Source organism: Brevundimonas goettingensis, assembly GCF_017487405.1.
Classification (GTDB): domain Bacteria; phylum Pseudomonadota; class Alphaproteobacteria; order Caulobacterales; family Caulobacteraceae; genus Brevundimonas; species Brevundimonas goettingensis.
In genome coordinates this window covers 3,795,117-3,810,480 of the sequence record NZ_CP062222.1, presented here as the reverse complement: position 1 = coordinate 3,810,480, position 15,364 = coordinate 3,795,117, and the positions used below count along the sequence as shown (strand labels likewise).

Here is a 15,364-nt window from a genome sequence, read left to right as displayed (position 1 = left end):
GCCTTGCTACAGCTCCATGCCGTGGCGGCGCGCACGATGGCGCAGACATTCGCAATCGGTGCAAACCCTGACGCTTGTCCTTCGGGCTATTGACGTTACGGTGCTGAAACCACCAGTTCATTTCAGGCCTTTTTCATGCCCGTCCTGGCTCTTCTGCCCGAAGATACCGGTTTCACCGACAGCGGAGCGGCCATGGGGCCGGCGGGCGGCGGCGCGGTCCAGTTCAGCGAGGGAAGCTTCTCGTCGCCCTGCCCCGGCTGCGGCAGCTATCACGCCAACTTCGACAGCACGGATTTCGGACCCCTGGCCTTCCTGAACGGCGACGACCGCGGCGGGACGCCGACCAACAACAAGCCATCGCTCACGGTGACCGACGCTGGCGCCCAGATCACCCGCACCAATCAGAGCTGGACGACCGGCGCCCTGGGCACGGCTGCCTCGGTCAGCTTCGCCTTCCGCAGCACCGCACCCTCGTCGATGCCTTCGGACACGACCGGCTTCACCCGGTTCACCGAGGTCCAGATCACCGCGGCCCTGGCCGCGCTCCAGGCCTGGTCGGACGTCGCCAACATCACCTTCAACCGGGTCAATGACGGGGATGGCTATTCCGACAACGCCACCATCCTGTTCGGCGACTATGCCTCGGGACAGACCGGAGCGGCGGCCTTCGCCTATATGCCGGGCAACCAGTCGGTCACTTCAGCGTCAGGCGACGTCTGGGTGAACTATAGCGGCACAAGCGTCACGCCGGCGCTGCTGAACTATGGCCAGCACACCCTGACGCACGAGATCGGCCACGCCATCGGCCTGAGCCATCCCGCCGCCTACAACGCCGCCGAAGGCGTCAGCATCTCCTACGGCGTCGACGCCACCTACTATGAAGACTCCCGCCAGTACACGGTGATGAGCTACTTCAGCGAAACCAACACCGGGGGCAACTATCGCGCGCCCAACGGCACCTTCGCGAGCCAGTATTCCGCCGTCCCCCTGCTGGACGATATCGCGGCGGCCCAGCGTCTGTACGGCGCCAATATGACCACGCGGACCGGCGACACGGTCTATGGCTTCAACTCCAACGCCGACCGGGCCTGGTTCAGCGCGACCTCGGCCTCCACAAGCCTGATCTTCGCCGTCTGGGATGCCGGCGGCGTCGATACCCTCGACTTCTCGGGCTATAATCAGGCCGCGACGATCGACCTCCGCCAGGGTTCGTTCTCCAGCGTTGGCGGCCTGACGGGCAACATCGCCATCGCCATGGGCGCGGTCATCGAGAACGCTATCGGCGGGGCCGGATCCGACCGCATCTATGGCAACTCCGCCGACAACCGCCTGTCCGGCGGCTCCCTCGGATCCGACGTCATAGACGGCGGCCTGGGCACCGACACGGTGGTCTTCTCCGGCGCACTGGCGAATTACACGATCACCTGGAACGGGCGGACCGGCTACATCACCGCCAACGGCAGCCCCCAGTTCACCATGGTGACCAATGTCGAGTTCCTGGCCTTCTCCGACCAGACCATCGCCGCGGCTCCGACCGGCGGCCTGAACGTATCAGGCGACGCAACCAACGATCTGATGACCGGCACCACGTTCACCGACACCCTTTCTGGCGCCGGGGGAAACGATAGCCTCAACGGGCTGGGCGGGAATGACCAGCTTGACGGCGGCTCGGGGAACGACACCCTGAACGGTGGCGATGGCGACGACATCCTGACCGGCGGCCTTGGCAATGACCGGTTGGACGGCGGCGCGGGGGCGGATGAGGCGAGCTACGCCCTCGCCGCCAGCGCAGTCACGGTCAACCTGGCGGCGGGAACGGCGACCGGAGCCGGATCCGGAACCGACATTCTGATCGGCATCGAGGGCGTGCGGGGCACCTCTTACGATGACCTGCTGCGCGGCGACGCCGGAGCCAACATCCTGCGCGGCAACGGCGGCGCCGATATCATGTACGGCGGCGCGGGCAACGACGCGTTCTACTCCGGCCTGACCGGTCTCAGCGGTGGCGCGCCCGACTTCATCAAGCGAGCGGACGGCATCAACATTAACCGAGCCCAGGCGATCCAGCTCGACGGCTCCTTCGATGTCCTACCCCGCACGGACGTCGCCAATGCCGGGACCGTGCCGCACGCCACCGTCGTCTCCACCAGCGGCGGCAACGCCGAATGGTACGGATTCACCGCCACGGCCGGCGCTGCTATTGTCGTGGATATCGACAATGCGTCGTTCGACAGCGTGATCCGCCTCTACGATATCAACGGCCAACTCCTGGCGACGAACGACGACGGCTCGACACCGGGCGACAGCGGCAATGACACGGACTCCGCGATTACCTTCACCGTTCCCGCGAACGGCATGTATTACGTTGAAGTCACCGAATGGTTGTCCAACGAACCCTCGCTGACGACCAAGAACATTACGGCCGGCGCGACCTATACGATGCACATCTCGGTGCCCGGACACTCGGTGGCCAACACGGAACATGTTGGCGCGACCATGTTTGGCGAGGACGGGGATGACATATTCTATCAGGGCCTCTCTTCCGACATGAGCAATACCGGCTCGGCCAACGACCGTATAGACGGTGGAGCAGGCATCGACACGGTGCTCTATACCGGAAGCTACATGCAGTACGTCATCACGACGGCGAACGGCGTGACCACGATCAACGGAAACGCCTCCGGCGCCGGCACAGGCATCGACACCTTGACCAATGTCGAGTTTCTGCAATTCGGCCAGCAGCGTTACGCCCTGACCCCGGACGGCCCGGCGCTGACCGGGACAGAGGCCGGCGAGAACCTTTACGGAAGTCCGGGCAACGACATCATCCTGGGCTTGGGCGGGAATGACACCATCGTCGGCGCCCCCGGCAACGATCTTTTGAACGGCGGTGCGGGTTCGGATAATCTGGACGGCGGCGACGGGATCGACACGGCGGCGTATGCGGGCATCCGTCGTCAGTACGGGACGGCGAACAGTTCGACGGTGGTGGGCGGGCCGGAGGGCGGTGCGGATACGCTGACCTCGATCGAGAACGCGCGCTTCGTGGACGGGACGCTGACGTTCGACGTGGACAGCGCCTCGGCCCAGGTCATGCGGCTGTACGATGCGGCCCTGGGCCGGCACTATGACGAGGCGGGGCTGGAGGGCCAGGCGGCCTGGATCGCCAACGGGACCATCACCCTGCGCACCCTGGCCGACGCCTTCGTCCATTCGGCCGAGTTCCTCGACCGCTTCGGCGCCCTGGACAACCGCACCTTCATCGAACAGCTGTACCGCTTCTCCCTGGGCCGCGACGGTGAGCCGGAGGGGGTCAACGGCTGGACCGCCAGCCTCAACGCCGGGATGAGCCGCGGCGACGTCGTCATCGGCTTCTCCGAGAGCGCCGAACATCGGGGCCTCACGCAGGCGGTGCTCAACCAGGGTCTGTGGGTCGCCGACCAGCAGGCCCTGATCATCGCCCGGCTGTATGACGCCACCTTCGACCGGCTGCCGGATTCGGCCGGGCTGATCGGCTGGACGGCCTCGCTCAAGGGCGGCATGGCCCTGTCCCAGATCGCCTCCGGCTTTGCCGATTCCCCCGAGTTCCAGGCCCGCTACGGCGGCCTGTCCAACTGGGACTTCGTGGCCCAGCTGTTCCGCTTCTGCCTGAACCGCGAGGGCGACCCGGCCGGGATCCAGAACTGGGTCAACAACATCGACGCGGGCCTCAGGACCCGCGCCCAGGTCCTGCTGGAGTTCTCCGAGAGCCAGGAGCACGTCAACCTGACCACGCCCAACATGCTGGCCGGCATCCAGACCTTCGATTACCACTCCAGCCCGGCCGAGGTGGTCGGCGACGCCGCCGCCAAGGCGGCCGCCGAGCCTCTGGTCCTGCCGACCCTCACCTCTGAGGACGGGCCCGGCGACGCCCTGGTGCTGCCGGCCATGGCCAGTGAAGACGCCGCGATCAAGGACGTGGCCCTGACCCTGCCCGCCCTGATCCACGACGACGCCTTCGTCCTGCCGGCCGAGGTCGCGCTGGCGCCGCTGGTCCTGCCCGCCGACGACGGAACCGACGGGACCGGAGACGAGGCATCCGCAGCCCTGACCCACACGCCCCTGACCGGCGCCACCCCCGAAGCCGGTCACGACACCGCCCTCACCCTCTCCGACGACCCCGAATGGGCCGCACACCACATCCCCGCACGCCTCAACGACACCGGACACTGGACACTGCACTAAGACTCACGAAAACCCCCGGCGACCGCGGGGCCGCCGGGGGTTTCGCCTGACCGAAGGCGACAGGCCGTTCTACCGACAAGCGTGATTTTCGCAGGCCAGTAACGCGGGTTACCGTCTGGCTAGCCAAGCCCGATATGGCGCCCTAAAACTCAAGGTTGAGTATTCCGGGTTAAGTATCAGGGGGATAGCGTGCCGACGATTCTGGTTAGAGACACCACCTATGAGGTCGGTGAAGGTCAGTCGCTAGAGTTTGTGAACACCCCGGCCTTTCGGGTTCAGGATCCGACCCAGGACTATGGGCAACTGGAGCTGGCGCCGCATCTGATCAACCGTGGCACGATCTGGGCGCACAGCAATGCGGCGCCCTTCCTGTCCGGCACACGCGTCATTTTCAACGGCATATACAACGACTATCTGACCGATGGCGGGGACTTTTTTGAAGCAACCTTCGTCAACACAGTGACGGGGGTTATGCGCTTTTCCGGGGAAACCGCGTCTACGGACGTCTTCGGCTTTTTCTCCGGTGGCGGGAGCGCAGATTTTCAGAACGACGGAGTGTTTATCGTCGAGTCCCTCGGCGATGCGACCGCGCTGAGCACCTATAACGGCGGGGTTACGGGCAGCGACAGCGACTACATGGGCTTCGAGTTCCTGAACTCGGGCCGGGTGACCGTCACTTCCGACCGCAACGCCAGCGGGATCATGATGTACAATGGCGGCCTGGGTCATAACTCGGGGCTTATCGATGTCCGCGGCTCCGCCTCCGCCATCGGCGTGCTGATCTGGGGACATCACAGCGAGTTCCTCAACACCGGCACGATCACAGCGCAAAAGACGTCGGGAACCGACACCAGCATCGGCATATCCGTCGCCGCCGGTGTCTTCGATTCGCACATTTTCAACTCTGGCCTGATCAGCGCCGCCGTCGCCATCACCGAGCGCCCGGTCAGCGGCGGCTTCTTCCCCGTCGGCAACGACTGGATCGAGAACACCGGCGAAATCCGCGGCGACATCACCCTGTATTTCGGCACGGACAGGATCACCAACACCGGGCTGATCTCCGGCAACATCTCCTTCGCTTCGGGCGACGATCTCTTCCTGGGCGGTGAGGGACGGCTGGTCGGCCGTCTGTCCATGGGCGACGGTGATGACCGCGTCTTCTCCGGGACCGGCAACGACGATGTCTTCGGCGGCGCGGGTCGCGATGAAATTCACGCCGGGTCAGGCGCGGATGCGGTGGACGGCGGCGATGGCGACGACCTGATCTTCGGCGATGCCGGCGACGACCGCCTGACCGGTGGTGCGGGTCGAGACCTGTTGTTCGGCGGCGACGGCGCGGACATCCTTTACGCCGCTGGCGGCGACACCCTGATCGGGGGCGCGGGATCGGACCGTCTGGTGCTGTCGGCAGGGGCCGACGAGATCGTTCTGGGCGCGGACGGCGGCGACGATATCATCGAGGGTTTCGATGCCGCCGAGGACCGGTTCGCCCTGGGTGGCGCGCAGTTCCTGGGCGCGACGATCGAGGGCGCGGACACTCGCCTGACCTACACGGGCGGCTCGGTTCTGGTGCGGGGCGCAACGACGCTTTCCTTGTCACAATGGAACGCCCTGGCCACCGGCGGATCCAGCGCGTCTCCGGGGGGCGACGGGTCGCTGACAGGCGCGGCTTCGGCGGACGATCTGATCGGCGACGCGCGAGCCAACCGCATCGAAGGCGGGGCGGGGGCCGATCGCATCTTCGGCGAGGATGGGGACGACCTGCTTATCGGCGGCACAGGCGATGATCTCCTGGCCGGCGGACGCGGCTGGGATCGGCTTGAAGGCGGCGACGGCAATGACCGGCTGGTCGATGACGAGGGCGGGATGGACGCCTATGGCGGCGCCGGGGACGATATCATCGCGGGTGGAGTTGGGAACGACCGGATCGACGGGGGCGTCGGCGGGGATCTACTCTCGGGCGGCATTGGCAATGATGTCATCGACGGCGGCGCGGACGCCGACACCATCGATGGCGGCGATGGCGACGACACCCTTTACGGGGGATCCGGCGCCAACCTGATCACCGGCGGTTTTGGACACGACATCATCTACGGCGGCGACGACGGGGAGCGGCTCATCGGCGACTACGGCGACGACGAAATCCACGGCGGCGGCGGCAATGACAATATTTCCGGCGGATGGGATGATGACATTCTGTACGGCGACGCAGGTCACGACACCATCGACGCCGGAGGCGGGACCGATCTCGTCCATGGCGGCGACGGCGATGACGTCCTGAGCGGCGACGGCCTCTACAGCCGCTTCTTCGGGGAGGCGGGCAACGACGTCATCAACAGCCGTACCGTCGAGGGCTGGCTATACGGCGGCGAAGGCAACGACAAGATCTCCAACACCGGAGGCTCCAGAGGCCATCTGTTCGGCGGCGACGGAAACGACACCCTGCTGGGCAGCGGCACCGGCGACATCCTTCAGGGCGGTGACGGCGATGACACTATCTATGGGGGTCTGGGAAACTCACTGGACATCGTCGACTACAGCGACGCCCGGTCGGGCATTACCCTCGACCTTCGCATCCAGGGAGCTCAGGACACCGGCGGATCCGGTCGGGACTATATCGGCTTCGTTTCCCGCTTTGTCGGCTCGAACTTCGCGGACAATCTGATCGGCAGCAGCGGCGCCGAAACCTTCAATGGCGCCGCCGGCGACGACCTCATTACCGGCGGGGGAGGCAACGACACCCTTGACGGGGGAGCGGGCTCCGACACCGCCGTCTTTTCGGGCTTGTTTTCCGCCTATACCATCAGGACGATCGATGGCGTGACGACGGTATCGGGCACCGGGTCCGGCACGAGCACCCTCACCAACTTCGAGTTCCTGAAGTTTGCTGACCGGACCGTCGCGCTCGCTTCTTTGAACGTCGTCAACGGCACGGCCAGTGCGGACACCCTGAGCGGCACGACGGGCAATGACGTCATCAACGGTCTGGCCGGCAACGACATCCTGAACGGTCTGGCGGGCAACGACGTCCTGACGGGCGGTGCGGGTTCTGATCAGATCAACGGCGGCGACGGGATCGACACGGCGGCCTACGCGGGCATCCGTCGTCAATACGGGACGGCGAACAGTTCGACGGTCGTGGGCGGGCCGGAGGGCGGTGCGGATACGCTGACCTCGATCGAGAACGCGCGCTTCGTGGACGGGACGCTGACGTTCGACGTGGACAGCGCCTCGGCCCAGGTCATGCGGCTGTACGATGCGGCCCTGGGCCGGCACTATGACGAGGCGGGGCTGGAGGGCCAGGCGGCCTGGATCGCCAACGGGACCATCACCCTGCGCACCCTGGCCGACGCCTTCGTCCATTCGGCCGAGTTCCTCGACCGCTTCGGCGCCCTGGACAACCGCACCTTCATCGAACAGCTGTACCGCTTCTCCCTGGGCCGCGACGGTGAGCCGGAGGGGGTCAACGGCTGGACCGCCAGCCTCAACGCCGGGATGAGCCGCGGCGACGTCGTCATCGGCTTCTCCGAGAGCGCCGAACATCGGGGCCTCACGCAGGCGGTGCTCAACCAGGGTCTGTGGGTCGCCGACCAGCAGGCCCTGATCATCGCCCGGCTGTATGACGCCACCTTCGACCGGCTGCCGGATTCGGCCGGGCTGATCGGCTGGACGGCCTCGCTCAAGGGCGGCATGGCCCTGTCCCAGATCGCCTCCGGCTTTGCCGATTCCCCCGAGTTCCAGGCCCGCTACGGCGGCCTGTCCAACTGGGACTTCGTGGCCCAGCTGTTCCGCTTCTGCCTGAACCGCGAGGGCGACCCGGCCGGGATCCAGAACTGGGTCAACAACATCGACGCGGGCCTCAGGACCCGCGCCCAGGTCCTGCTGGAGTTCTCCGAGAGCCAGGAGCACGTCAACCTGACCACGCCCAACATGCTGGCCGGCATCCAGACCTTCGATTACCACTCCAGCCCGGCCGAGGTGGTCGGCGACGCCGCCGCCAAGGCGGCCGCCGAGCCTCTGGTCCTGCCGACCCTCACCTCTGAGGACGGGCCCGGCGACGCCCTGGTGCTGCCGGCCGTGGCCAGTGAAGACGCCGCGATCAAGGACGTGGCCCTGACCCTGCCCGCCCTGACCCTGCCCGCCCTGATCCACGACGACGCCTTCGTCCTGCCGGCCGAGGTCGCGCTGGAGCCGCTGGTCCTGCCGTTCGAAGAGCCTGCGCCCGGCGACCTCAAGTCCGATCTGTTCCCGGATGAGGCGCCCGTCCCGGGCCACGATGTCGCCCTGACCCTGCCCGAATGGACCGGCGGCGACGGGATCGACCTCAACGGCGACCATTCCGCCTGGCGCCGCGTCGACGACACCGGCCACTGGACCTTCCACTAGCCGCGAAAAGGGCCGGGCGGCGTCGCCCGCCCGGGCCCCGGCGCCTGTCCCTATTCCAGGCCGTCGCGAGTGACCGTGAACGATCGACCGTCTCGCGCGGCGGCGGCGGCGAGGTCGTTCTGCTCGATCTGCCAACGCCGCAAACGTTCATAGTCGATGAGGTGCTGGGGCTCGGCGTCCAGCCATTCTCCAAACGCGATCCGGCGCGCCTCATATTCAGGTTCGTCAGGATGCGGGATCGGGGGCACGGAGGGCACTTCCGCCTCGACCGTCTCGGGCACCAGGAAGTCTCCGGACGAGGTGCTGAGCATCATGGCGGCGATATCCGAAGGCTTGTGCGGAAAGAGGCGAACGCGCCCGGGACCATCGGGTTCAGCCGCTCTCAGGCGAAGGTAACGGTTTCCAGGTGCAGGCTCAGGCGACGAGGGTCGCCGTTTCCAAGCTCCTCGTCGGGCACCCAGACTTCGGAACTCAGGTCGATCCGCATCCGGTCGGCCCGTCGGTCGACCGTGACCACGGTCGGCCCCATAAGAGCCTCACCCGCGAACAGGACCGTGTCACCGTGGCTCATGCGCGCCGGTACCGCCCGTGGACGGAAATTCTGGAACACCAGCTCTGCCCGCGTCGCCTCACGTGGGAACACCAGGTCCAGAGAGCCCTCGCCGCTGAAGATGCCGAACTGCGGATCGCCGCTGAACCCCGTCGCCGTGGTGGACCGGATGAACTCGGCGCCTGAACGCGCGCCCAGCTGCAAGGGCCGGGCGATGACGGTGAACCCGACCAAGGGGTCGGCGTCCACAACGACCTGGGTGGCCAGGCCCGCGCGCAGGAAGCACTCGGTCAAAAAGTCCTCGGACCACCCGCTCTCGAACCAGCCGAATTTGTGGATGCAGTAGACGGAAAAGGCGTCCAGCCGCAGCCCCCAGTGGGTCCACCAGATGGCGTTGATAGGCTCTCCGGCCAGGACGATCTTGCCAGTTTCGCCCAGCGACCGGCCCAGGGTCTCGATCAGGGTCCAGGGCCTCACAGCGTGGTGCAGACACTCATAAAACAGCACAGCGTCCGCCGCCGCCGGCTCGTAGGAATCGAACGGCGACTGGACCGCAGAAATATCCCAGCCCGAGCGCGCGGCGCGCTGGTTCACAAGACTGACGAAGTCAGGATTGATATCGACCGCCCGGACGCTCAGCCCCAGATAGGCGGCAAGTTCCGATGACAGTCCCCAGCCGCACCCCATGTCGATGAGCCGGCCGCCGCGCGGAATCTCCGCCAGGCGCATGGCCTTGGACAGACGTTCGATGTGCAGGGCCAGTCCAGACGGCTGGGGATGGTTGTACGGATTTACCGCCGCGACATGCTCGGCGAGGTTCAGGGCGGTCATCTCGGTCTCGACCTGGTTCAGCTCGCGCCCGGCGATCTCGCGATAAAGGGCGATCTGCTCGGCGACATAGGCTTCGCTGAACGGATCCAGACTCTGATCGACCCGATAGCTCGGTTGGTAGCTGAAATCCGCCCAGTAGGCGTCGCATGCCGGTGAGCCCGGCCCGCCGATCTCATCGCTCCGCGAAACGAACGCGCCGAGCGAGGTTGCATCTACCAGCATTCAACACCATCCACGCCCGAAGCGTCCCATCATGCCCGGACGCCGCCACGGCGATCCAGAGGTCATGGTCAGATTAGCCGACCCCCGGACCCCACCACAAGGCGACAGTTCGCTACCGCAACATCATCGCCCCACGACAAGCGTTGCCTTAATTGCGGAAGAGAAAAGGGTCCGACATTCTGCGGAGTTCAGCTTCGGTTTCACTGGCTTATGCGGCTTGGATAAGCCTAACCGCTATGGTAGCTGACCTCGACGCCAAGGGAATTATGTCATGCAGGAAGCCATCTGGGTGGCCGGGCATCGCGGGATGGTCGGCAGCGCGATCGTGCGTAATCTCGAGGCGCAGGGCCGTCGTGTCCTGACCGTCGACCGCAAGGATCTGGACCTGCGCAACCAGAAAGCCGTCGAGACCTGGATGCAGCAGCATCAGCCGTCGTCGGTCATCTTCGCCGCGGCCAAGGTCGGTGGAATCCTGGCTAACGACACCCTTCCGGCGGATTTTCTCTACGACAACCTCTGCATACAGACGAACACGATCAACGCCGCCCACCTGGCCGGAGTGAACCGCTTCGTCTTCCTCGGATCGTCGTGCATCTATCCGAAATTCGCCGAGCAGCCGATCAAGGAAAGCAGCCTGCTGACGGGGCCGCTGGAGCCGACAAACGAGTGGTATGCGATCGCCAAGATCGCCGGCATCAAGCTCTGCCAAGCCTATATGAAGCAGTACGGTCGCCAGTATGTGTCGGTGATGCCGTGCAATCTTTACGGCCCAGGCGATAATTTCGACCTCAAGAGCAGCCACGTCATGCCGGCTCTGATCCGTAAGATCCTGGCGGCCAAGGAGCAGGACCTGCCCGACGTCGAGGTCTGGGGCACAGGCACGCCGCTGCGCGAGTTCCTGCACGTGGACGACATGGCCGCGGGCGCGGTCCACTGCCACGACAACTATTTCGACTTCGAGCACATCAACTGCGGCAGCGAGAAGGAAGTCACTATCCGTGGCCTGGCCGAAACCATCGCCGAGGCGGTCGGCTATGAGGGCGGCATCGTCTTCGACAGCAGCAAGCCAGACGGCACGCCGCGCAAGGTGATGGACTCAAGCCGCTTGCGCGCCCAGGGTTGGGAACCGAAGATCGAACTGCTGGACGGGATCCGCACGACGATCGACTGGTTCACCAAGACCTACCCCAAGGGCTGAACCGGGACGAGATGGGCGCGCGTCCCCGCAGCCATTCGTCGCAGTGACCGGCGCCCCGCAGGGCGGACATGAAGAACCGAAAGAACGCGGAACCGATGACACTTGCCGAGACTGCCGCCGATCCCGACCCGCAGCGTCTCGGCGCCGGTGTGAGCGACCGCCTGGTCTTCCAGGCCCTCTATGAGGCGGTGTTGGAGCGCGAGGTCGGCGAGGATCTCCTGGACCTCTACCTGCGGACCCTCGATAGCGGCTGGCCTGCGGCCGCGATCATCGCCTCAATCGCAGGTAGCGAGGAGGCTCAGGCGGTCCGCGAGCGGAACCTGCGCGGCAACCCGCCGATTCCGCCGTGGGAGCGTCCAATCCTCCTGGACCCGACGACGTTCGCGGATCTCGACGCCGCGGCCTTCTTCGCCCTGCTGTACGGCGCCGTCCTCGAAAGAGACGCGTCCGAAACCGAGCTGGGTCACTACAAGACCGAACTCGAACGCGGCACGCCCCTGCCCCATCTGATCGCCTCGATCGTGGAAAGCGAAGAGGCGCGGGCGGTCCGGGAGGAGGCGGTCGAGGCGGCGACGCCGCCGGAGGTGATCGAGCCGGAAGGTGTCGACGAGGCCGAATCACCGGTGATCATGCGGTCCCACGAGGCCTACAGCATCCGTACGGACGACGTGCTGGCCACCATCGCCCAGGTCTACCGCGCAGCCGGCCGCGAGCCGCCGGCCCTCGACGAAGCCTTGGGGCGGTTCGAACATTTCCGACGCGGCGCCGATCTCTCGGCGGTCGTCGCCGATGTGACCCCCGCCCCTGTGCCCGCCGTCGAACCCGAAGCGGCGATCCTGGAGCCCCGGGAACAGGTCGAATACGTTATCCGCATCCTCTACCAGGACATTCTCAAGCGGCCGCCAGCGCCGCAGGAGATCGCCGTCTGGTACGACATGTTCCAGAGCACGGGCCGGCTTTCCAACGTCGTGATCGCCATTGCGGAAAGCGCGGAGGCCCAGAATGTCCGGCGTGGCGCGGCGCCGTCCGACGTTTCGTCCGGCGTCTTGGTCCAGATGGCCTATGAGATCATCCTGGGGCGCGGCGCCTCGGCGTTCGAGGTCGACCATTTCCGGGATCGGATGGAGCGCTCCGGCCTGTCTGTCGAGTCCCTGACCGCCAGCTTCTTCCAGGACTCGATGAAACGCCGCCTGGCCGTCGAGACCCCCAATACCGAGAACGACCCCAGCCAGGCCTATCTGTTCGGCTCCGAAGGAGTGGTTGATGCTGAGGTCTGGGACACCCGACCCCGGCTGGAGCCCCGCGAGGGTGCAGTTCCGGCCAATCTCTTCCGTATGAAGCGGACCAAGGGTCCGGTCGTGAGCATCATCACCAGCCTGTATCGCGGCGGCGACTATATCGAGCCCTTCCTCGAGAACATCACGAGCCAGACGATCTTCAAGGATCACTGCGAACTAATCATCATCGACGCCAACTCGCCCGAGAACGAGGGCGAAGTGATCGAACGCTACGCCGAGCGCTTCCCCAATATCGTCTATCGCCGGTTCGAAAGCCGGATCGGCATCTACGAGGCCTGGAACATCGGCTGCGCCCTGGCCAAAGGCCGCTTTCTGACCAACGCCAACCTGGACGACTGCCGCCGGGCGGACTCGCTGGAACTTCAGGCCTCGGTGCTGGATTCCCTGCCCTTCGTCGACGTGACCTATCAGGACGTCCTCTATTCCTTCGAGCCCAACATCAGCTTCGAAGAGATCGAGGCACATGGGCTGCGCGCCAAACTGCCGGTCATCAGCCACTACAATCTGATGGAGTTCAACAGCCCGCATAACGGACCGATGTGGCGCAAGACCCTGCACGCCGAGGTCGGGGTCTTCAATGAGAGCTACAAGTCGGCGGCGGACTTCGATTTCTGGCTGCGCTGCCTGATCAAGGGCAAGACCTTCTACAAGCTCAACGAGCCGCATGTGGCCTACTACGTGAACCCCCAAGGCCTCTCGACCCGGGCCGATACGCGCGGCGTGGTCGAGGCCAATGCAATTTCGCGCACCCTCTATCGCCAGATCGTGTCGCCCCTTCTGACTCTGAGCGACGCCGACTTCCTGGCGAAGGTCGGACCGGTTTCGGCCGAGGTCGCCGACAGCCACAGGCGTTATGACATCCTGCAGGCGGCGCTGCGCGCGCACGGCGCCGGCCAGACCGGAGCCGCAGCATGAAGCTCCTGATCGACGGCGTCTTCTTCCAACTGGCCAGCTCCGGCATCGCCCGGGTCTGGCAATCGATCCTGCCCCTGCTGATCGCCGACACCCGGCTGGAGGTCCTGATCCTGGATCGGGGCGGAATCCCGGATATCCCGGGCCTGAAGCGGATTCCTTTCCCGGCCTACAAGGACCACTACACGGCCGATGACAGCATCCTGATCCAGAAGGTGTGCGACTTCTACAAGGTCGATGTCTTCACCTCGACCTACTACACGACACCGCTGACCACTCCGATGTTCCTGATGGTCTACGACATGATTCCGGAGCTGTTCGACTTCGACCTGTCGCACCGTCACTGGCAGGAAAAGGCCGTCGCCATCTCCTACGCCCGGTCGACGATCTCGATCTCCGAGAGCACGCGCACGGACTTGATCCGGCTCTATCCCCATACGGCGAACGCCGCCGAAGTGGCCTTGCTCGGCTATGACACGGCGGTGTTCAAACCGGCGACGGAAGCGGCCGTTCAGGCCCTGCGCGACGCCGTCGGCTTCGACCGGCCCTATGTTGTGATGGTCGGATCGCGCGAGCAGCATCTCGGCTACAAGAACACCCGGCTGTTCTTCGACGCCGTCGCCGCGATCAAGCGCACCGATTTCGACATCCTGTGCATCGGCGGCGAACCGGAAATCAATCCGGCCAGTCTGGCCCTTCTGCCGCCCGGGATGAAGATCAAGCGGATCGTCGCCACCAATGCGGAGCTGGCCGCGGCCTATACCGGCGCTCTCGCCCTGGTCTATCCGTCGCTTTACGAAGGCTTCGGCCTGCCCGTGCTGGAAGCCATGGCCTGCGGCTGCCCGGTCATCACCACCAAACGCGGATCTCTCGGAGAGGTGGCCGGCGACGCCTGCATCACCATCGAAGGCTCCTCGGCGCCCGAGATGGTCGCCGCTCTTGGTTCGGTGCAGGTCGAGGCGAACCGCGTGGCGCTTCGGCGCAAGGGACTTGAGCGGGCCGCGACCTTCTCCTGGAACGACATGGCCCAGGCCGTCTATGCGGCGACCGAGACCCTGAGCGAGACCAGCAAGACCGACGCCTACGCCGCCTTCGCCGAACGCTGGTCCGAGCTGCGCATCATGCAGTCAGAGGTCGACGTGGATCGTTGGGGCTGAGCCCCGAATGAAGACCCCTGCGGTGAAGGCGGAAGTCGTTCGCGACGTCGAGATTCTGGGCGGCTGGGTCAAGGTGCGGCGCACCGAGGTCCGTATGCCCGACGGCGCCGTGGTGGAGCGCCATATCGAGGATCACGGCCCGGGCGTCGCCGTCTTGCCTTACGACCCGGTGCGCAAGGTCGCCCTGGTTATCTCCCAGCCCCGCGTCCCGGTGCTGCTGGCCGGCGGCGGCGACATCATCGAGACCATCGCCGGCCGGCTGGACGGCAGCGATCCCGCCGATCGCATCCTGCAGGAGGCGATGGAGGAGGGCGGGGTCCGGCTGACCACGCTCGAACTTGTGGTCCATGCCTGGACCATACCTTCGATTTCCACCGAGCGGCTGCATCTCTATCTCGCGCCCTATGAGGCCACGGATCGCTTCGGCGTCGGCGGGGGCGCGGCGGAGGAACACGAGAACATCACCGTGCGCGAGATCAGCCTCGCCGATCTGGCCGTCGCCGCCGCCTCGGGCGCCCTGCCTGACGCCAAGACCCTGATCCTGGTCCAGGCGCTGCAGATTCGCCGCCCAGACCTGTTCGCCTGA

Annotated in this window: 8 protein-coding genes; 6 read left to right on the top strand and 2 right to left on the bottom strand. The window is 65.7% G+C overall.

Annotated features, from left to right (window positions below; all coding sequences use genetic code 11):
• Positions 1-135: 135 nt before the first annotated feature.
• Positions 136-4,224: a DUF4214 domain-containing protein gene (locus IFJ75_RS18705; protein WP_207870270.1), complete on the top strand. Its 4,089-nt coding sequence runs from the start codon at positions 136-138 to the stop codon at positions 4,222-4,224.
• A 189-nt stretch (positions 4,225-4,413) separates the two neighbouring features.
• Complete coding sequence (locus IFJ75_RS20060; RefSeq protein ID WP_207870268.1) at positions 4,414-8,610, top strand: DUF4214 domain-containing protein; 4,197 nt, start codon at positions 4,414-4,416, stop codon at positions 8,608-8,610.
• Between the two features lie 50 nt (positions 8,611-8,660).
• Here the strand turns inward: IFJ75_RS20060 and IFJ75_RS18695 are convergent, their stop codons facing one another.
• Both IFJ75_RS18695 and IFJ75_RS18690 read right to left on the bottom strand, forming a co-directional pair.
• A complete protein-coding gene (locus IFJ75_RS18695; RefSeq protein ID WP_207870266.1) occupies positions 8,661-8,924 on the bottom strand; it encodes a hypothetical protein in 264 nt (87 codons plus the stop codon).
• Positions 8,925-8,992: 68 nt separating this feature from the next.
• On the bottom strand, positions 8,993-10,213 hold the full coding sequence (locus tag IFJ75_RS18690) for a class I SAM-dependent methyltransferase (RefSeq protein ID WP_207870264.1): 1,221 nt from the start codon (positions 10,211-10,213) through the stop codon (positions 8,993-8,995).
• 271 nt (positions 10,214-10,484) lie between these two features.
• Between IFJ75_RS18690 and IFJ75_RS18685 the strand changes: the two genes are divergently transcribed.
• The 4 genes from IFJ75_RS18685 (at position 10,485) to IFJ75_RS18670 (ending at position 15,364) form a co-directional block, all read left to right on the top strand.
• Positions 10,485-11,411, top strand: coding sequence for a GDP-L-fucose synthase family protein (locus tag IFJ75_RS18685; RefSeq protein WP_207870262.1), 927 nt, complete (start codon positions 10,485-10,487; stop codon positions 11,409-11,411).
• A gap of 95 nt (positions 11,412-11,506) precedes the next feature.
• On the top strand, positions 11,507-13,624 hold the full coding sequence (locus IFJ75_RS18680) for a glycosyltransferase (protein WP_207870260.1): 2,118 nt from the start codon (positions 11,507-11,509) through the stop codon (positions 13,622-13,624).
• A complete protein-coding gene (locus IFJ75_RS18675; protein ID WP_207870258.1) occupies positions 13,621-14,778 on the top strand; it encodes a glycosyltransferase family 4 protein in 1,158 nt (385 codons plus the stop codon). The genes IFJ75_RS18680 and IFJ75_RS18675 overlap by 4 nt, the downstream gene beginning before the upstream one ends.
• A 7-nt stretch (positions 14,779-14,785) precedes the next feature.
• Positions 14,786-15,364 (top strand): NUDIX hydrolase, encoded by a 579-nt coding sequence (locus IFJ75_RS18670; RefSeq protein ID WP_207870256.1) that lies wholly within the window; start codon positions 14,786-14,788, stop codon positions 15,362-15,364.